The following is an 18384-nucleotide window of genomic DNA, read 5'->3' as shown; positions in this document are numbered from 1 at the left end:
CGGATTTGTGATCGTGCACCGCTCCGACCTGCAAGTCTTCCATCAATGTTATTCACAACCCCTTGTGGTGACCAGAAATGTCAGCCACTAGGTGTAGTGTTTGCGTTACCAGTCAGGCACAAGACGAGAAGCGGTTCGACTCCTCGACGTAGCTGCCGAGATGGTGATCCAGATCACCATCTTCACGCTGGAAAACCGCACGTCACTGGCGATTCCTACGACCCGAGGAGCACCTCCGAATGTCAATCACCGTCTACACGAAGCCGGCCTGCGTCCAGTGCAATGCCACCTACAAGGCCCTCGACAAGCAGGGTCTGTCCTACGAGATCGTCGACATCAGTGAGGATGCCGAAGCGCGTGACTACGTCATGGCACTCGGTTACCTGCAGGCGCCCGTCGTGGTCGCCGGCGACGCGCACTGGTCGGGCTTCCGCCCCGACCGCATCAAGGCGCTCGCCACTGCCGCTGCCTGATCCGTCGTCACCATGACGGTGACGACGGCCGCCCGACTGGCGGTGCAGAGGCGATCCGACGGGGAAGCCGGATCGCGCCGCATCGAGAAGTCATCGAGGAAATGGTCACGCCGGTCACGGCGTTGATACCGACAGTGCCCGGCCGGAGATGATCTCCGGCGGGCGAGATCCCGAGAACGACCAGGTTGGAGGAGACATGGCGGCAGCGACATCGCCGTTGATCGTGTACTTCTCCTCCGTATCGGAGAACACCCACCGGTTCGTCCAGAAGCTGGACATGCGCGCCGAGCGCATCCCGCTCCTCGATCGGACCGGTGTTTTCCGTGTCGAAGAGCCGTACGTCCTGGTCTGTCCGACCTACGGCGGGGGCAAGGCGACGGGGCAACCCGGCGGCTACGTCCCCAAGCAGGTCATCCGCTTCCTCAACGACGAACACAATCGATCGTCGATCAGGGGGGTGATCGCGGCGGGCAACACGAACTTCGGTGAGGAGTTCTGCTACGCCGGCGACGTCATCGCACGAAAGTGCGGGGTGCCCTACCTGTACCGATTCGAACTGATGGGCACCACCGACGACGTCGACCGCGTTCGCGCGGGGCTCGCCGAGTTCGCCCTGAGTCCGGCGTTCGCGGCCGATGTGTCGCTGAGCGCCTCGCCCGCCTGACCTGGCGCTCCGCGCGTTCCCAGGCCTGTCGTACACCATCGCTACTCTGCCTTCACCGGCCCACTACCCGCAGGAGTCATCTGTCGTGTCGCCCACCGCCGCAGTCTCGGACACCACTTCAGCCAGCAAGTCGGGCGTGCACCCCGGACCTGCGGGGCATGATCCCGGAGAGCTGGACTACCACGCGCTCAACGCGATGCTCAACCTGTACGACGCCGACGGCAAGATCCAGTTCGACAAGGATCGCGAGGCCGCGAACCAGTACTTCCTGCAGCACGTCAACCAGAACACGGTCTTCTTCCACGACCGCGACGAGAAGCTCGACTACCTCATCGAGGAGAACTACTACGAGCCCGAGGTCCTCGCGAAGTACGACCGCGCGTTCGTGAACGAGCTCTTCGACTACGCCTACGGCAAGAAGTTCCGGTTCCCGACCTTCCTCGGCGCGTTCAAGTACTACACGAGCTACACCCTCAAGACCTTCGACGGAAAGCGGTACCTCGAGCGGTTCGAGGATCGTGTGTGCATGGTGGCACTGACCCTGGCCGACGGCGACACGACCCTCGCCCGGAATCTCGTCGACGAGATCATCGAAGGGCGCTTCCAGCCGGCCACGCCGACCTTCCTCAACTCGGGCAAGAAGCAGCGTGGTGAGCCGGTCTCGTGCTTCCTGCTGCGTATCGAGGACAACATGGAGTCGATCGGCCGGTCGATCAACTCCGCGCTGCAGCTGTCCAAGCGGGGCGGCGGAGTTGCGTTGCTGCTCAGCAACATCCGTGAGCACGGTGCGCCGATCAAGAAGATCGAGAACCAGAGTTCGGGTGTCATCCCGATCATGAAGCTGCTCGAGGACTCCTTCTCCTACGCCAACCAGCTCGGCGCCCGGCAGGGTGCGGGCGCGGTGTACCTGCATGCGCACCACCCCGACATCTACCGCTTCCTCGACACCAAGCGTGAGAACGCGGACGAGAAGATCCGCATCAAGACGCTCTCGCTCGGTGTGGTGATCCCGGACATCACGTTCGAGCTGGCCAAGGCCAACGACGACATGTACCTGTTCAGTCCGTACGACGTCGAACGTGTCTACGGCGTTCCTTTCGCCGACATCAACGTGACGGACAAGTACCACGAGATGGTCGAGGATCGCCGCATCCGCAAGACCAAGATCAAGGCCCGCGAGTTCTTCCAGACCCTCGCCGAGCTGCAGTTCGAGTCGGGTTACCCGTACATCATGTTCGAGGACACGGTGAACCGCGCCAACCCGATCGACGGGAAGATCACCCACTCCAATCTGTGCTCGGAGATCCTGCAGGTGTCGACGCCGTCGACCTTCAACGACGACCTGTCGTATGCCGAAGTGGGCAAGGACATCTCGTGCAACCTGGGGTCGCTGAACATCGCCAAGACGATGGATTCGCCCGACATCGGACAGACCATCGAGACCGCGATCCGCGGACTCACCGCGGTCAGCGACCAGACCTCGATCACGTCGGTGCCGTCGATCGAGCACGGCAACAACAATTCGCACGCCATCGGACTCGGACAGATGAACCTGCACGGGTATCTGGCACGTGAGCGCGTCTTCTACGGCAGCGAAGAAGGCATCGACTTCACGAACATCTACTTCTACACGGTGCTGTTCCACGCCCTGCGCGCGTCGAACAGGATCGCCAAGGAGCGCGGGCGGGCTTTCACCGGCTTCGAGAAGTCGAAGTACGCGAGCGGTGAGTTCTTCGACAAGTACCTCGAGAAGGTGTGGGAGCCGCAGACCCAGAAGGTGCGGGATCTGTTCGGCCAGGCCGGAATCCACATTCCCACGCAGGACGACTGGCGTGAGCTGAAGGCCGCCGTCCAGCGCGACGGTATCTACAACCAGAACCTCCAGGCAGTCCCGCCGACCGGCTCGATCAGCTACATCAACCATTCGACCAGCTCGATCCACCCGGTCGCCGCCAAGATCGAGATCCGCAAGGAAGGCAAGATCGGCCGCGTCTACTACCCGGCGCCGTACATGACGAACGACAACCTGGAGTACTACCAGGACGCGTACGAGATCGGGTACGAGAAGATCATCGACACCTACGCCGCGGCCACGCAGCACGTCGACCAGGGTCTCAGCCTGACGCTCTTCTTCAAGGACACCGCCACCACGCGTGACGTCAACAAGGCGCAGATCTACGCATGGCGCAAGGGGATCAAGACGCTCTACTACATCCGCCTGCGTCAGATCGCGCTCGAGGGGACCGAGGTGGAGGGCTGCGTCAGCTGCATGTTGTGACCCGCTGCGAGGCACCATCTTTCAGGACTTCCAGACTTCAATTGACCAGTTAGACGAGGAAGAGTCATGACCTCCACCGAAAGCCACAGCCCCGCCGACGGCGCACCCATCAAGCTGGTCAGCCGGGTCTCGGCGATCAACTGGAACCGCGTCCCCGACGAGAAGGACGCCGAGGTGTGGGATCGCCTCACCGGCAACTTCTGGCTGCCCGAGAAGGTGCCGGTGTCCAACGACATCCCGTCGTGGGGCACGCTCACCGAGTACGAGAAGCAGCTCACCATGCGGGTGTTCACCGGACTCACCCTGCTCGACACCATCCAGGGCACGGTCGGCGCGGTGTCGCTGATCCCGGACGCGACCACTCCGCACGAGGAGGCGGTACTCACCAACATCGCGTTCATGGAGTCGGTGCACGCCAAGAGCTACAGCTCGATCTTCTCCACGCTCTGCTCCACCAAGGAGATCGACGAGGCGTTCCGCTGGTCGGAGGAGAACGAGCAACTCCAGCGCAAGGCCCGGATCGTCATGGACTACTACCGTGGCGACGACCCGCTGAAGCGCAAGGTCGCCTCGACGCTGCTCGAGTCGTTCCTGTTCTACTCCGGCTTCTACCTGCCGATGTACTGGTCGAGCCGCGCGAAGCTCACCAACACCGCCGACCTGATCCGTCTGATCATTCGCGACGAGGCCGTGCACGGGTACTACATCGGTTACAAGTACCAGCGCGGGCTCGAGGTCGAGACCCCGGAGCGTCGTCAGGAGCTCAAGGACTACACCTTCGAGTTGCTGTTCGAGCTGTATGACAACGAGAGCGACTACACCGAGGCGCTCTACGACGAGGTCGGACTCAGCGAGGACGTCAAGAAGTTCCTGCGCTACAACGCGAACAAGGCCCTGATGAACCTGGGCTACGAGGCGATGTTCCCGCGCGACGAGACCGACGTGAACCCGGCGATCCTGTCGGCCCTGTCGCCCAACGCCGACGAGAACCACGACTTCTTCTCCGGGTCGGGCAGCTCATACGTCATCGGCAAGGCCGTCAACACCGAGGACGAGGACTGGGACTTCTAGTCCCCCTGGGGATTTCGTAGCGTCAATGCGCACATGGCGCGCATTGACGCTACGAATCGTCGGCGGTGAGGCGGTCGTAGAGGTCGCCGAGTTCGTCGATCGTCTCGGCGATGTCGGCGGGCGCCACGCCGGTCGCGCGCAACGCGGCGCGCAACTCCCCGCCGTCGAGCGCGGTCAGCGGATTCATCCGCGACGGCGACGGGAGCGCCGGCAGCGTCGACGTGGTGCCGTAGTAGTCGTCGGGTCGCAGGGAGTCCGATGACCCGGCGTCGTCCGACGTCCGTGCTTCCACGGGGCGCGAATCGATCTCGGCCAGCAGTGCCCGCAGGGCGGTGCCCATAACGGTGAGCAGGGTCAGCGGGGTGCGGTCGATCTCGGCGGCGACCTCGTAGCAGGTGACGAGCGCGTGGATGCACCGCGGGGCCTCGTCGGGGCAGGTGCAGTCGGTCTCGACGTCGGCGGACTCGGTGGGCACCAACAGCTCGCCCAGCGTCGGCGGTTGCTCGCCGCGTGTCAGCAACATGAGTTCGTCGACGGCGGCCCGCTCGCGGAGAAGGGTCGCGAGCGTGGTGGTGTCGACGGTGCGGGTGGTCAGGATGACATCGAACGGTTCGAGCTGTGTGCCCTCGACCGAGGCGGTCACCTGTCCGGCGCCGATCCGCAGACCGCGCACATGGCGATCACGGAAATACCTGCGCGCCTTGGTGATGCGGCGGCTGTCGGCGACCGACTCGCCGTCGGCTCCGCGTCCCTCCACGACGTCGACGAAGGCGCGCGACCACGAGGTGAGGCCGTAACCGCGGACCGCGATCGTGCCCCGTTCGCCCCGGCGTTGCGTGCCCTTCTTGCGCACCGTCATTCGCTGACTGCCTCCTCTCGCAGCCGGAACAGCTCGAAGAGTTCGTCGTCGGCGACGTCGGACACCCAGTTCTCGCCGGCCGCGACCGTCAGCCTGGAGAGTTCGCGCTTCTTGGCGATCATGTCGTCGATACGCTCCTCGATGGTGCCGACACAGACGAACCGGTGCACCGACACCTTCTGCTCCTGGCCGATCCGGTAGGCGCGGTCGGTGGCCTGGTCCTCGACGGCCGGGTTCCACCAGCGGTCGACGTGGATGACGTTGTTGGCGGCGGTGAGGTTGAGTCCGGTGCCGCCGGCCTTCAAGGTCGCCAGCAGGACCGGCGGCCCGTCGTCGGACTGGAAGTCGGCGACGAGGCGGTCGCGCTCGGTGCGCCCCAGACCGCCGTGCAGCAGCGGGATCTCGGTACCGAACTCCGAACTCAGCCACGACGAGAGCATGTCGCCGAAGGCGGCGAACTGGGTGAAGACCAGAGCGCGGTCGCCCTCGTCGGCGACCGTGGAAACGATGTCGGCCAGCAGTTCGACCTTGCCGGAACGGTGTTCGCCGTCGCGGACGAGGTCGGTGCCGTCGCCGAGATAATGCGCGGGGTGGTTGCACACCTGCTTGAGGCGGGTCAGTGCGGCCAGCACGTTGCGGCGTCGCAGGGTGCGCTGCTGTTTGTCCCGGAGTGCCGCCATCAGCTCGTCGATCACCGCGCGATAGAGCGCGGCCTGCTCGACGGTGAGGTTGGCGCGGACGGCGAAGTCGGCCTTCGCCGGGAGGTCCGCGGCGATGGCCGGATCGGACTTCTCGCGGCGCAGGATGAAGGGGCGGGTGATCGCGGACAGCCGTCGGAGCGCCGACGGATCGCGGTCCCGTTCGATCGGTTCGGCGTAGCGCGCCCGGAAGACCGATGCCGATCCGAGCAGGCCGGGGTTGACCAGGTCGATGACCGCGCGGAGGTCTTCCAGTCGATTCTCGACCGGGGTGCCGGTGAGGGCGAGTCGATGATCGGCAGGCACCGCCCGAACTGCCTTGGCCGCAATGGTGTTCACGTTCTTGAGGTGCTGGGCCTCGTCGACCACGATCCGATGCCAGGGTCGGGACGACAGCAGCTCGTGGTCGCGTGCCGCGATGGCGAAGGTGGTGACAACGACGTCGACCGAGTCGCGAATCCCGGCGAAGGCGGCCCCGGACTCACGGGAGGGTCCGTGGTGGATCGCCACCCGCAGCGTCGGCGCGAAACGCGCGAACTCCCGCGCCCAGTTGCCGACCAGGGACATCGGGCAGACGACGAGCGTCGGCGTCGTGGGGTCGGCGTCGGACGAGCCGGTCGAACCGCTCCGCTCGTGGCATTCGAGGGCGATGACCTGCAGGGTCTTGCCCAGACCCATGTCGTCGGCGAGTACGCCCCCGACGCCCAGCGCCGACAGATGGGCGAGCCAGTCCAACCCGCGCTGCTGATAGGGGCGCAGGGTGGCGGCCAGATCCGCCGGCGGCGTGATGGATTCGGGACGGAGGGCGCCGCTGTCGGCGATGTCGTCGAGCCACGAGAGGCCCTCCACGCGCGAGACCGGAACGGGCAGCCGATCCGATTCGCCGGTGACGAGGTTGAACAGCTCGCCGAAGTCGCTCGGTGGTTCGGTCGCGGCCAGTGCGCGCTGGGCGGCGACGAACGCGGCAGCCCGGGTGAGCGCGGCACCCTCGGCGCGCATCCACACCCCGCGCACCCGGACCAGGTCGCCCTTCTGCCCGGACAGCTCGTCCAGATCGGCGTCGGTGAGCGTGATCGCGTCGGATGTGTCGCCGAGGGCGAGGCGCCACTCGAACTCCCGGATCTCCCGCAGACCGACCATCGCCGCCGGCGCCCCGCCGCCGGGCGGCGCGAGCGCACGCAGGGTCAGGCTCGGACGGACCTCGGCGATGGTCCGGGGGAGCAGAACCGGGATGCCGACCGCCCCCAGTGCCGCCGCGCCGGTGGCGAAGAGTTCTTCGGCGACCTCGGTCGGCAGCAGGAAGTCGAGCGAGCCGCGGTCGGGATCGGCCCGGCCGAGATCCGGGAACTCACGGACGGCCGTCGCCAGTTCGGTTGTCAGCTCGTCGATTTCGTGGGCGTCGAGCCGGTGCGGTGCGACGGGTTCGACCTGTCCGTCGATGCTCCGACGGCAGACCTGCAGCCGCCACCGCGAGCTCTCGTCGACCTCGGCTCGGCTCGGCTCGGGGACGGAGTCGTCGTCCCACGCGTCGTCCCACTGGTTCTCGGCGAGATCGTCGTACTCCGGCTCGTGCAGACGGAAGATCAGCGACCGGTCGTCTCGTGGGGCGCCGGAGTTCCACCTCGACCAGCCGCCCGCTGCGGCCGCAAGGCGTTCGGGCGAGCTGGGCGGACGGGGGTCCGCGTCGGGGAGAAGGGCCCGCACGATCGGCGACGCGGGTCGGGGTTCGCCGAGACGAAGTGCGGAACGAGCGATGGCAGAACGGCATTCGTGGTCGACGAGTTCGGCGAGGAAGTCGTCGAGGGCCGGTGCGGAACCGTTGTGCAGCAATGCGTCCGGCGCGCTTCCCACGACGACCGCATGCCAGCTGCGCCACGTCGGGGTCGCGATGACGACCCAGCGGACCATCCATTCCCCCGCGACCTGCAGCACCGACGGCACCACCGTGCCGGACCGCACGAACGACCGCACGCCGTCGAGGAGATAGCGGTACCACCGGACGTCGCCGGTCACCGCGGCCGCACGCGACGAGTCGAGCAGCGTGACCGCCGACGTCATGCCCAACGTGGCGGCGGGGACGAACCGCCGGCGACCGTCGGCGTCGACGACGGGGATCTCGCTGCGGAACCGCCGGCCGTCGAGAACGTCGCGCAGCGACGATGGCAGGTCGGACAGATCGCCGTCGATCCACACCGCCATGCCGACGCCCGGCCGCCAGAGGGCGTGGAGGGGCGCGGCGCGATGAGGCTTCGGGGCGGAGTCCGGGGGAGTCCGCCCGCTGGATGGGGAGTCGTATGGCATCGAGGATCGTCGGCCAGTTTAGCCGCGGCCCCCGACACCGGTCGCCGTCGCGGACCGACGGTGTCCGGTCGGACGGTGGTCGGCAGGACAGTGGTCGGCCGGTGGTTTGTCCCCACGACGTCCCGGGTATCGACGATCCTCGCAGCCGATACGCCGGCCGGCACGATCACGGAGGTACCGATGGGACAGTCCGAGAGCAACAAGACTTCCGGGTCAGAGGCTTCTGACAAGGAAGTGGAGAAGGATCCGCCCGGCCCGCGTGACCACGGGCGCGACGGTGGGATGGCCACCCGTGAGAACGCCCCCGAAGCGGTTCAGCGCTCCGAGGGCGGCGACTCGACGGACGACTAGGTACTCGGGTCAGGACACCTCGCGCAGGAGCCCGGTCGCCACGTCGAAGACGAATCCGCGCAGCGACGTGGTCTTGGTGACGAACGGACTGTTCCGGATCCGGGTGAGCGACTGGCGGACGTCCTCGTCGAGGTCGCCGAACGCCTCGGCCGACCAGGCCGGCTTCTGACCGATCTCGTCCTGGATCTGCCGCTTGAAGTCGTCGTCGGTGAAGGTCAGCATGCCGCAGTCGGTGTGGTGGATGAGGATGATCTCGGTGGTGCCGAGGAGTCGCTGACTGATGGCGAGCGACCGGATCTCGTCGTCGGTCACCACGCCTCCCGCGTTGCGGATGACGTGGGCTTCGCCGTCGTTCAGTCCGAGAATTCGGTACACGTCGAGGCGAGCGTCCATACAGGCGACCACCGCCACGTGCTTGGAGGGAGGCAGGGGCAGCGGGCCGGTGAAGGTCTTGGCGTAGTCGGCGTTGTTCGCGAGGTATTCGTCGGTGACACTCATGCGCCGATCCTGATGTGTCTCAGCCGGCCCGGCGAGGGTTTGGACGCCGGTGATCCGAAGTGACCGCGACAACCCCAGCAGATGTAGCGAGTCGTAGCGCGTGCCGCAACGAAATGCGACACCTGAGGACAAACGGGTCAGGAGTTCCCGTCGAGAGATCCCTTGACGTCGTTGAGGACCAGCCACGCCGCGGCAAGTCCCGATGACTCGTACCAGAGGGTGTCGTCGACGGCGAGGACCCGCTTCCACACGGGAGCGCCGAGGCTGAGCCATTCGTCGCTCAGCAGGACGTCCTCGCCATGGGCGAGGCCCTGTTCTCCTTCGAAGCTGACGTAGATGAGGTCGGCGTCGGCGTCACGGAAGTTCTCGTCGGTGACGGGGAAGGAGTCGGGCACGCGTTGCGGGCCGGGGCGCTGGACGCCGATGTCGCCGAGGACCTGCCCGGCGAAGGTGTCCATGCCGGCGATGGTCTCCGTGTCGTCGCCGAACCTCACCAGCGACACCTGCGTGTGCGCGGCATCCATCCGCTTGCCCGTCTTGGTGGCCTCGGTCGTGTACTCGGCGAGCCGGCTGCGACCCGCCTCGCTGCGGTTCACCGCATCGGCGACCGCCTGGAACTTCTCCTGCCACGTGCCGTCGGCCGGGATGGTGACGGCACGGACCCCGGTGAACGCGCGGGCCGAGTCCGCGGTGTCGGCGGTGGTGAGCACGAGGCCGGCATCGGCGTCGCCGACCGCCGCGGCGTCGGGGGCCGACCCGATGGCCGGGACCGAGGTCAGTTGCGGACCGAGATACGCCGGGACGGATCCGGGCTCGGCCGCCACCGCGACGACCTGCGGGCCGAGGCCGAGCGCGCACAGTGCGTCGAGAACGGCCGGGTCGGTGACCATGATGCGTTCGACATCGGGCAGGCCGGGATCCGGCGCGGTGGGTGCGAGGCAGGTCGTCGCGTAGTCGCGGTCGGCCGAGACGATGTTCACCTCGGCCACCCGGGTGGTGACGGTGGAGATGGGGGAGCCGTCCGGGGTGGTCAGCGGTTGTTCGCCCGAACAGGCGGCCAGCGCGACCACCGTCAACCCGATCGTCGTCGCCAGGCCCAGGCGTCGGACGAGGGAGAGGCGGGTGCCGCCGGTGGCGGCGTCGACACTTCTGTCAGCCTCGTTCGCGACCGTGACCCTGCGTTGCACCCGCCCAACCTAGCACCGGCCCCGCGGCCTCCGGCGTAGGCTCGGACGGGCACATCCAGGCACCGGACGAGGGCGCCCGGATGGCAGCTCCGAGAGCCTGGCGCGTCGTCGAAGAAACCGCCGATGAGCACTGCCGATCCGGCGGCTCCGGCATCGAATACGACAGATCGTAGGACCCGTTCGGCTCGGGCACCGGTGAGGGTTTAGGATCAGTAACCAGCGCTCGGTTTGTTCATGTGCCGACCCACGTCCGAAGGGGTTCGGAGTGGGTTTCGGGCAAGAGGAGGATCTGTGACCGCGGTAGACCAACCCACCACGCAAGTGGCTCCAGTGCGTCCGTTCCCGGAGCGCTATCAGCCCAAGGGTTCGTTCATCTACAAGTTGCTGACGACGACCGATCACAAGTTGATCGGCATGATGTACATCACCGCCTGCTTCGCGTTCTTCCTCATCGGCGGCCTCATGGCCCTGCTGATGCGTGGCGAGCTCGCGATGCCGGGCATGCAGTTCCTGTCCACCGAGCAGTTCAACCAGCTCTTCACGATGCACGGCACCGTGATGCTGCTGATGTACGCGACCCCGATCGTGATCGGCTTCGCCAACTTCGTGCTTCCGCTGCAGATCGGCTCGCCCGACGTCGCCTTCCCGCGACTCAACGCACTCGGCTTCTGGCTGTTCGTCTTCGGCTCGACCATCGCGGTCGCCGGCTTCATCACCCCCGGTGGCGCGGCCGACTTCGGGTGGACCGCCTACACGCCGCTCACCGACGCCGTGCACAGCCCCGGCATCGGCGCCGACCTGTGGATCATGGGTCTGGCCGTCTCCGGTCTGGGCACCATCCTCGGTGGCGTCAACATGGTCACCACGGTGATCTGCCTGCGCGCACCCGGTATGACGATGTTCCGCATGCCGATCTTCACCTGGAACATCCTGGTGACCAGCGTCCTGATCCTGCTGATCTTCCCGCTGCTGACCGCGGCGCTGATGGGTCTCGAGGTCGACCGCCAGTTCGGCGCCCACATCTACGACCCGGCCAACGGCGGTGTCATCCTGTGGCAGCACCTCTTCTGGTTCTTCGGACACCCCGAGGTCTACGTCATCGCCCTGCCGTTCTTCGGCATCGTGTCGGAGGTCTTCCCGGTCTTCTCGCGTAAGCCGATCTTCGGCTACTCGGGCCTGATCTACGCCACCCTCGCCATCGCCGCACTCTCGGCGGCGGTGTGGGCGCACCACATGTACGTCACCGGTGCCGTGCTGCTGCCGTTCTTCTCCTTCATGACGTTCCTGATCGCGGTGCCCACCGGCGTGAAGTTCTTCAACTGGATCGGAACGATGTGGCGAGGTCACATGACGTTCGAGACACCGATGCTGTTCTCGGTCGGCTTCATCGTCACGTTCCTCTTCGGTGGTCTGACCGGTGTCCTGCTCGCAAGCCCGCCGCTGGACTTCCACCTGTCCGACAGCTACTTCGTGGTCGCGCACTTCCACTACGTGCTCTTCGGCACGATCGTGTTCGCCACCTACGCCGGCATCTACTTCTGGTTCCCCAAGATGACCGGGCGCATGCTCGACGAACGCCTCGGCAAGATCCACTTCTGGCTGACGTTCATCGGCTTCCACATGACCTTCCTCGTCCAGCACTGGCTGGGCAACGAGGGCATGCCGCGCCGCTACGCCGACTACCTGCCGTCGGACGGGTTCACGACGCTGAACATGATCTCGACCGCAGGCGCCTTCATCCTCGGCCTGTCGACCATGCCGTTCCTGTGGAACGTCTTCCGCAGCTACCGCTACGGCGAGGTCGTCACCGTCGACGACCCGTGGGGCTTCGGCAACTCGCTCGAATGGGCCACCTCCTGCCCGCCGCCGCGCCACAACTTCACCGAGCTGCCCCGCATCCGGTCGGAGCGTCCGGCGTTCGAGCTGCACTACCCGCACATGATCGACCGGATGCGTGCCGAGGCGCACGTGGGTCCGGGACACGAAGCGGGCAAGGATCGTCAGATGGAAGAGGCTCGCCGCGAGCCGTTCACCGTGGGAACGCACGAGGGGTCTCCGGACCCCGACCCGCGCTGACCGGTGAGCAACGACTCAACAGCCAGTTCCGGTACGACCGTCCTGGTCACCGTCACCGGTCCCGACCGGCCAGGTGTCACCTCTGTTCTCATGGGTGCCCTGGCCGGTCAGGCCGTTGCACTGCTCGACGTCGAGCAGGTGGTCATTCGGGGGCAGCTGACACTCGGGGTTCTGGTGTCCTCCGACGGCGACCCCGAGGCGCTGCAGGAAGTCGTCGAACAGGCGATGGCGTCCATCGGGTTCGAGGTCCGGGTGGAGATCGGGGTGGACCCCGGTAGCCGTTCACCGTCATCGCACGCCGTCGTCATCCTCGGCAGCCCCGTGACCGCCGCCGCCTTCAGCGCGGTGGCCGCGAAACTGGCGAGCCAGGGCGGAAACATCGACTCGATCCGCGGGATCGCGGACTATCCGCTCACCGGGCTCGAGCTGATGGTCAGCGTCGCCGGTCGAGGAGGTGTCGCGGCAGACGCGGCCCTCCGCAAGGGCCTCGCCGAGGTGGCCGCGAAGAACGCGGTCGACATCGCGGTGGAGCGTGGCGGGCTCGCCCGGCGTGCCAAGCGGCTCATCGTCTTCGATGTCGACTCGACCCTCATCCAGGGTGAGGTCATCGAGATGCTCGCCGCGCACGCGGGTCGCGAGGCCGAGGTGGCCGCGGTGACCGAGGCGGCCATGCGCGGTGAACTCGACTTCGCGCAGTCCCTCCACGAACGTGTCAAAGCGCTGGCCGGACTCGATGCGAGTGTCCTCGACGATGTCGCCAAGTCGCTCGAGCTGACTCCCGGTGCGCGCACGACGATCCGGACGCTGCACCGGCTCGGATTCCACTGCGGACTCGTGTCGGGCGGCTTCCGCCAGGTCATCGACGGCTTGGCGCACGAACTCGAACTCGACTTCGTGCGGGCCAACACGCTGGAGATCGTCGACGGCAAGCTCACCGGCCGCGTCGTCGGCGAAGTGGTCGACCGGATGGGCAAGGCGAACGCCCTGCGGTCGTTCGCCGACCAGGTCGGGGTGCCGATGGAGCAGACGATCGCCGTGGGTGACGGCGCCAACGACATCGACATGCTCAGCGTCGCCGGGCTCGGTATCGCCTTCAACGCCAAGCCGGCGCTGCGCGAGGTCGCCGACACCACGCTGAATCACCCGTTCCTCGACGGGGTCCTGTTCATCCTGGGTGTGTCCCGCGACGAGATCGAGGCGGCCGACGCTGCCGACGGTGTCTATCGCCGGGTGCCGCTGGGCTGAGTGCGTCCGCTCTCCATGGATGTCGAGGCGATCGCCGCGGATCATCGCCGGCTGGCCGGTTATGTCGGTGGCGGCGATGACCCGTCCGATCCCGCCGACGTCCTGGCGATGGCGATGGTGCTGCGGATCGAGAAGAACGATCCTCCCGACCGCACCGAACTGCTGACCGCTGCGGCGCGAGCCGTCGCGCTGCTGTGCCTCGACGAACGCTGTGCCGGCGAGGGGCCGTGGGCCTCGGCGATGGACGACTGGTGCAATGCGCGCATCCGGAAGATCGCGCGACGCGCGCGTGGAGCGCAATGGGCTGCCGCGCAAGAGGTCTGGGGTGTGACCGCGACCCAGGGCGGCGCATCGGCGCGCGCCTTCGTACCCGGACGCGTGGGCGACCTCGACCGCCGTGTCGCGAAGCTGCAGATCGGCGGGACCGACGTCGAGGGGGCGCTGTCCGGCGAACCTCCCGGGCGCGGCGTCGTGCTGTGGACCAGTCCGGTCCTGGAGATGACCGTCGGCAAACTGGCCGCGCAGGTCGGGCATGCGTCGATGCTCGCCGCGAAGTTGCTGACGAGCGACGAGGCGATTCGATGGCGATCGGATGAGTGCCCGCTCGTGGTTCGCCAGTCCGGTTCCGAGCGATGGCGCGAGCTCCTCGCCGCAGACGCGGACGGGGAGGCGGTGGCCGTGCGCGATGCCGGCTTCACCGAGATCGCGCCCGGATCGGTGACCGTGATCGCCGAAGTCGTGCGACACGATGGGGAGACGGACGGAGAGCACGATGAGCGCGGCTGAACTGCCCGACTGGGTGCGTGAACTAGACCTGCAGCCCCACCCCGAAGGGGGCTGGTACCGGCAGACCTGGCGAAGCGAGGTCGAGATCCCGCGCGACGCGCTGCCGGGGGAGTACTCCGGCGACCGGGCCGCCGGGACCGCGATCTACTTCGTCCTCATGCCGGGCGACGAGTCCGCGTGGCACACGGTCCGCGGCGCCGAGTTGTGGTTGCACCATCGCGGCGCTCCGGTCGAACTGGACCTCGGCGGCGACGCCGACGCCCCCGGCGGCCCGACCACCGTTCTCGTCGGGCCCGACATCGAATCCGGACAGCATCCTCAGGCTCTCGTGCCGCCGGGTGTGTGGCAACGGGCCCGGCCCGCCGGCGACGAACCGTCGCTGGTCAGCTGTATCGTGGTGCCGGGCTTCGACTTCGAGGACTTTCGGCTGGCCTGAGCGACTACCGGGCAGCTGCCAACGGTGTGTTCACCGGGGCCAGATGACCGAACGTCGCCAGCCAGGACTCGCGGTCGGGTGCGAATGACGCGACGATCAGCTCGTCGGCATCGGCATGGCCGGCGAACCAGGTGAGGTACTCGCGAACCTGCTCGGGTGTGCCGACGCCCGTGTAGGTCGACATCTCGTCGATCTGGCGGCCCTGCGGCATCGACAAGATGGCATCTGCCTCGTCGTCGGTGAAGGTGCGACCGCGGCCGAAGAGCAGCGACACTCGTTGGCGTTTCGAGATCTGGAGTAGTTCCTTCGCGCGGTCGCCGTCGTCGTCCGCTATGGCCCCGACACCCGCGATCACGTACGGCTCGGCGAGGACCTCGGAGGGCCGGAATTCGCGGCGGTACAGCGCAACAGCCTCGGTCAGGGCCTGCGGTGCGAAGTGGGACGCAAAGGCATAGGGGAGACCGAGCGCGGCGGCCAGCTGGGCGCCGAACAGCGAGGAGCCCAGGATGTACAGCGGGACGTGCGTTCCGGCGCCGGGGGTGGCGCGGACGCCCTCGACGCGGGACTCGTCGCCGAGGAACGCCTGCAGCTCCAGGACGTCGTGCGGGAAACGCTCGGCGGAGGCGTGAGTCCGTCGGAGGGCGGTGAAGGTCTGCTGATCGCTGCCCGGGGCGCGTCCGAGACCGAGGTCGATACGTCCGGGATGAAGCTCGGCCAGTGTGCCGAACTGTTCGGCGATGGTGAGCGGGGCGTGGTTGGGAAGCATGACCCCACCGGCTCCGAGGCGGATGGTCGAGGTGTGCGCCGCCACGTGAGCGATCAGCACGGCCGGCGCCGACGACGCGATCGTCGGCATGTTGTGGTGCTCGGCGTACCAGATCCGACGGTAGCCCCACTCTTCCGCGCGCTGCGCGAGTTCGACACTGGCGGAAAGGCTTTGCTGAGCCGTCTCGTCGGGACCGATCTGCGCGAGGTCGAGGATCGACAAGGGGAGGTTCGAAGACGTCACGAACGAGGTCAACCGTGAGCACGCCCGTTCCTATTCCCGTGCGGTTGTGGGGTTTCCCGATCACCTCGACGGCGCCGAGAGTCGACACGTCCGGACGCGGGGTCGTGGTGCAGGATGGGGGAGTGACCGATTCCGATCCCGACCTCCTGATCGATTTTCGCGATGTCGCCGTCATCCGTGGCGGCAAGACCCTCGTCGGCCCGCTGTCCTGGCAGGTGGAACTGGACGAACGGTGGGTGATCATCGGACCCAACGGCGCAGGCAAGACGACACTGATCCGGCTGGCCGGTGCGGAGATCCATCCGACCTCGGGAACCGCCTTCGTGCTCAACGAGAAGCTCGGCCGGGTGGAGATCCGCGAACTGTCGACCCGGATCGGTGTCTCCAGCCCGTCGCTGGTCGACCGGGTGCCGCCGGAGGAGATCGTCAGCGACGTCGTGATCTCGGCGGGCTACGCGGTCCTCGGCCGCTGGCGGGAGAGTTATGACGCGATGGACCGCGCGCAGGCCGTCGAGTCGCTGGAATCGATGGGCGCCGAGCACCTCGCCGACCGCCGCTTCGGCACGCTGTCCGAAGGTGAGCGCAAGCGCGTCGTGATCTCGCGCGCGCTGATGACCGATCCCGAACTCCTGCTGCTCGACGAACCCGCCGCGGGCCTCGACCTCGGCGGACGCGAAGAGCTCGTCGACCGTCTTGCGCGTCTGGCCGCCGATCCCGACGCCCCGGCCATCGTGTTGATCACCCACCATGTGGAGGAGATCCCCGAGGGTTTCACCCACGCACTCATCCTGTCCGAGGGTGGCGTCGTGGCACAGGGTCTGCTCGAAGAGGTGCTCACCAGTGAGAATCTCACCGCCGCCTTTCGGCAGCAGATCGTTCTGGACAAGGTCGACGGTCGGTACTTCGCGCGGCGACGGCGCCGCGCGGGCGGCCATCGGCGAGCAGCAGGAGGTAATTGATGACGTCGACGGAACCGGGTCCGGGAGTCGTGTCCGCGCCGTTGCGGGACGCCGCGACGGTCGTGCTCGTCCGCGACGCCGCCGAGGGCATCGAGGTGTTCCTCCAACGCCGCGTCAAGCAGATGGCCTTCGCGGGCGGCATGACGGTGTTCCCGGGCGGCGGGGTGGACCAGCGCGACGCCGACGCCGACCTGGCGTGGACCGGTCCCGACGCGGCCTGGTGGGCCACGCAGTTCGCCAGTGACGCCGAGACCGCGCAGGCGCTGGTGTGCGCCGCGGTCCGCGAGACCTTCGAGGAGTGCGGCGTCCTGCTCGCGACGGACGCCGACGGCGCGTTCGCCGACCCTGCCGGCCTGGCCGACGATCGGCGACGCCTCGTCGAGAAGTCGTTGTCGTTCGCGCAGTTCCTCACCTCGCGCGGGCTCACGCTGCGTGCCGATCTTCTGCGGCCGCTCGCCCACTGGATCACCCCGGTCAACGAGAAGCGACGCTACGACACCCGGTTCTTCCTGGCGGCGATGCCCGACGGGCAGCATGCCGACGCCGAGACCACCGAAGCCGAGGTCGCGAGGTGGGTGAATGCCCGGGTCGCGATCGACTCATGGGCGGCGGGCGCGCATTTCCTCATGCCGCCGACGTGGTCGCAGCTCAACTACGTCTCCGGGTTCTCGAGCATCGACGAACTGCTCGACGCCGAGCGCGTCATCGAACCGGTCCTGCCCGACTTCACGCCCGGCGCGGGACTCGCCGGCCTCGGTTTCCCCAACTCCGACGAGTACTTCCGAACGCTCGGCGATCAGAAGCCGCCGGACATCACGCTCTGACGCAGGCGCTCTCAGGGGGAGGGCGCCAGCACCCCGGCGGCGCTGGACCGCCCGCCGAACAGCATCACGATGTCGCGAATCGGTGCCTCGACGACTTCACCTTCGCCGACCGCGAACCCGCTGTCGGTGGCCACGAACCGTCGTCCGGCGTTGCGTCGCCGCGCATGGAACGGAAACCCGGTCGACCACAGGTAGGCGGCACACGCCGTCGCGGCGTCGGGCGGCATCGTCCGGTCGATGGCGAGGGGCACCGTGATGTCCTGCCCGTGCAGCAGTGAGTCGAGGAGCGGAGCCATCGGGGTCGTCCCGATCGGATGACGGCGGGACCCGACCATGGCGCGCAACGTGGCGGCCGCCTCGTCGGCCGAGGTGTGGTCGCGCAACGCGAGTTCGCGGATCATCGTGTCGAACCGGAACCCGTACCGGCATGCGGCGAGCATCGCGCGTATCGGTGAGGTGTGTGAGTGGGTGAGGTGGACCGCGACGTCGCGCACCGTCCACGCGTCGCAGAGCGACGGGGTGGCGAGTTGTTCGGAAGTGAGGGTCTCGATCAGCGCGGCGAGTTCGAGCCGTTGCTCGTCGATGTGTTGCCAGATGAGGTTGGTGTCCATGATCGCTCCCACCACGGATCGATAGTCAGGTTCCCTGACTGATATTAGTCAGGTCTTC

17 protein-coding genes are annotated in these 18384 nt (G+C 67.2%); 11 read left to right on the top strand and 6 right to left on the bottom strand.

Annotation, left to right across the window (positions count from 1 at the left end; translation table 11 throughout):
- Positions 1-239 precede the first annotated feature (239 nt).
- From AC3B6C_RS23940 to nrdF, 4 genes are all read left to right on the top strand, one after another.
- The gene (locus AC3B6C_RS23940) at positions 240-473 is read left to right on the top strand and encodes a redoxin NrdH (RefSeq protein ID WP_004019249.1); all 234 of its coding nucleotides are present in this window, start codon (positions 240-242) and stop codon (positions 471-473) included.
- A gap of 196 nt (positions 474-669) precedes the next feature.
- Complete coding sequence (nrdI, locus tag AC3B6C_RS23935) at positions 670-1137, top strand: class Ib ribonucleoside-diphosphate reductase assembly flavoprotein NrdI (RefSeq protein WP_488374371.1); 468 nt, start codon at positions 670-672, stop codon at positions 1135-1137.
- Between the two features lie 85 nt (positions 1138-1222).
- The gene (nrdE, locus tag AC3B6C_RS23930; RefSeq protein WP_014927549.1) at positions 1223-3415 is read left to right on the top strand and encodes a class 1b ribonucleoside-diphosphate reductase subunit alpha; all 2193 of its coding nucleotides are present in this window, start codon (positions 1223-1225) and stop codon (positions 3413-3415) included.
- Between the two features lie 66 nt (positions 3416-3481).
- A complete protein-coding gene (gene nrdF / locus AC3B6C_RS23925) occupies positions 3482-4486 on the top strand; it encodes a class 1b ribonucleoside-diphosphate reductase subunit beta (RefSeq protein ID WP_010841379.1) in 1005 nt (334 codons plus the stop codon).
- A gap of 49 nt (positions 4487-4535) precedes the next feature.
- On the opposite strand, the gene AC3B6C_RS23920 is transcribed toward nrdF, so the two are convergent.
- Both AC3B6C_RS23920 and AC3B6C_RS23915 read right to left on the bottom strand, forming a co-directional pair.
- Positions 4536-5345: an SWIM zinc finger family protein gene (locus AC3B6C_RS23920; protein ID WP_488374370.1), complete on the bottom strand. Its 810-nt coding sequence runs from the start codon at positions 5343-5345 to the stop codon at positions 4536-4538.
- Positions 5342-8344 carry a DEAD/DEAH box helicase gene (locus tag AC3B6C_RS23915; RefSeq protein WP_488374369.1) on the bottom strand — a complete coding sequence of 1001 codons (3003 nt, stop codon included), beginning with the start codon at positions 8342-8344 and terminating at the stop codon, positions 5342-5344. Before AC3B6C_RS23915 ends, AC3B6C_RS23920 begins: the two co-directional genes overlap by 4 nt.
- A gap of 180 nt (positions 8345-8524) precedes the next feature.
- On the opposite strand from AC3B6C_RS23915, the gene AC3B6C_RS23910 reads away from it, so the two are divergent.
- Positions 8525-8695, top strand: a complete 171-nt coding sequence (locus AC3B6C_RS23910; RefSeq protein ID WP_193363200.1) for a hypothetical protein — start codon at positions 8525-8527, stop codon at positions 8693-8695.
- Between the two features lie 9 nt (positions 8696-8704).
- Here AC3B6C_RS23910 and AC3B6C_RS23905 read toward each other — a convergent pair whose 3' ends face one another.
- The gene (locus AC3B6C_RS23905; RefSeq protein ID WP_488374368.1) at positions 8705-9193 is read right to left on the bottom strand and encodes a beta-class carbonic anhydrase; all 489 of its coding nucleotides are present in this window, start codon (positions 9191-9193) and stop codon (positions 8705-8707) included.
- Between the two features lie 137 nt (positions 9194-9330).
- Positions 9331-10380, bottom strand: a complete 1050-nt coding sequence (locus AC3B6C_RS23900; protein WP_488374367.1) for a TroA family protein — start codon at positions 10378-10380, stop codon at positions 9331-9333.
- Between the two features lie 291 nt (positions 10381-10671).
- Here AC3B6C_RS23900 and ctaD point away from each other — a divergent pair, with 291 nt between their 5' ends.
- From ctaD to AC3B6C_RS23880, 4 genes are read left to right on the top strand one after another with little or no spacing between them, the layout of a single operon-like run.
- Positions 10672-12456 (top strand): aa3-type cytochrome oxidase subunit I, encoded by a 1785-nt coding sequence (gene ctaD / locus AC3B6C_RS23895; protein WP_488374366.1) that lies wholly within the window; start codon positions 10672-10674, stop codon positions 12454-12456.
- A 3-nt stretch (positions 12457-12459) separates the two neighbouring features.
- A complete protein-coding gene (gene serB, locus AC3B6C_RS23890) occupies positions 12460-13701 on the top strand; it encodes a phosphoserine phosphatase SerB (protein WP_010841372.1) in 1242 nt (413 codons plus the stop codon).
- 15 nt (positions 13702-13716) lie between these two features.
- Entirely contained in the window at positions 13717-14487 is a 771-nt protein-coding gene (locus AC3B6C_RS23885) for an aminoacyl-tRNA hydrolase (protein WP_488376380.1), read from the top strand.
- The gene (locus AC3B6C_RS23880; RefSeq protein WP_488374365.1) at positions 14474-14923 is read left to right on the top strand and encodes a cupin domain-containing protein; all 450 of its coding nucleotides are present in this window, start codon (positions 14474-14476) and stop codon (positions 14921-14923) included. Before AC3B6C_RS23885 ends, AC3B6C_RS23880 begins: the two co-directional genes overlap by 14 nt.
- 4 nt (positions 14924-14927) lie before the next feature.
- Here the strand turns inward: AC3B6C_RS23880 and AC3B6C_RS23875 are convergent, their stop codons facing one another.
- Entirely contained in the window at positions 14928-15932 is a 1005-nt protein-coding gene (locus AC3B6C_RS23875; RefSeq protein WP_488374364.1) for an LLM class flavin-dependent oxidoreductase, read from the bottom strand.
- A 122-nt stretch (positions 15933-16054) separates the two neighbouring features.
- On the opposite strand from AC3B6C_RS23875, the gene AC3B6C_RS23870 reads away from it, so the two are divergent.
- Together AC3B6C_RS23870 and AC3B6C_RS23865 are read left to right on the top strand one after the other, a co-directional pair.
- Complete coding sequence (locus AC3B6C_RS23870; protein ID WP_035717033.1) at positions 16055-16891, top strand: ABC transporter ATP-binding protein; 837 nt, start codon at positions 16055-16057, stop codon at positions 16889-16891.
- On the top strand, positions 16891-17715 hold the full coding sequence (locus AC3B6C_RS23865; RefSeq protein ID WP_488374363.1) for an NUDIX hydrolase: 825 nt from the start codon (positions 16891-16893) through the stop codon (positions 17713-17715). Before AC3B6C_RS23870 ends, AC3B6C_RS23865 begins: the two co-directional genes overlap by 1 nt.
- Positions 17716-17726: 11 nt before the next feature.
- Here AC3B6C_RS23865 and AC3B6C_RS23860 read toward each other — a convergent pair whose 3' ends face one another.
- Entirely contained in the window at positions 17727-18326 is a 600-nt protein-coding gene (locus AC3B6C_RS23860) for a maleylpyruvate isomerase family mycothiol-dependent enzyme (protein ID WP_488374362.1), read from the bottom strand.
- Between the last annotated feature and the right edge of the window lie 58 nt (positions 18327-18384).

Source organism: Gordonia sp. 11cp (assembly GCF_057767225.1).
Note: the sequence above shows the minus strand (reverse complement) of the source record. Positions and strands in the feature narration are given on the sequence as shown.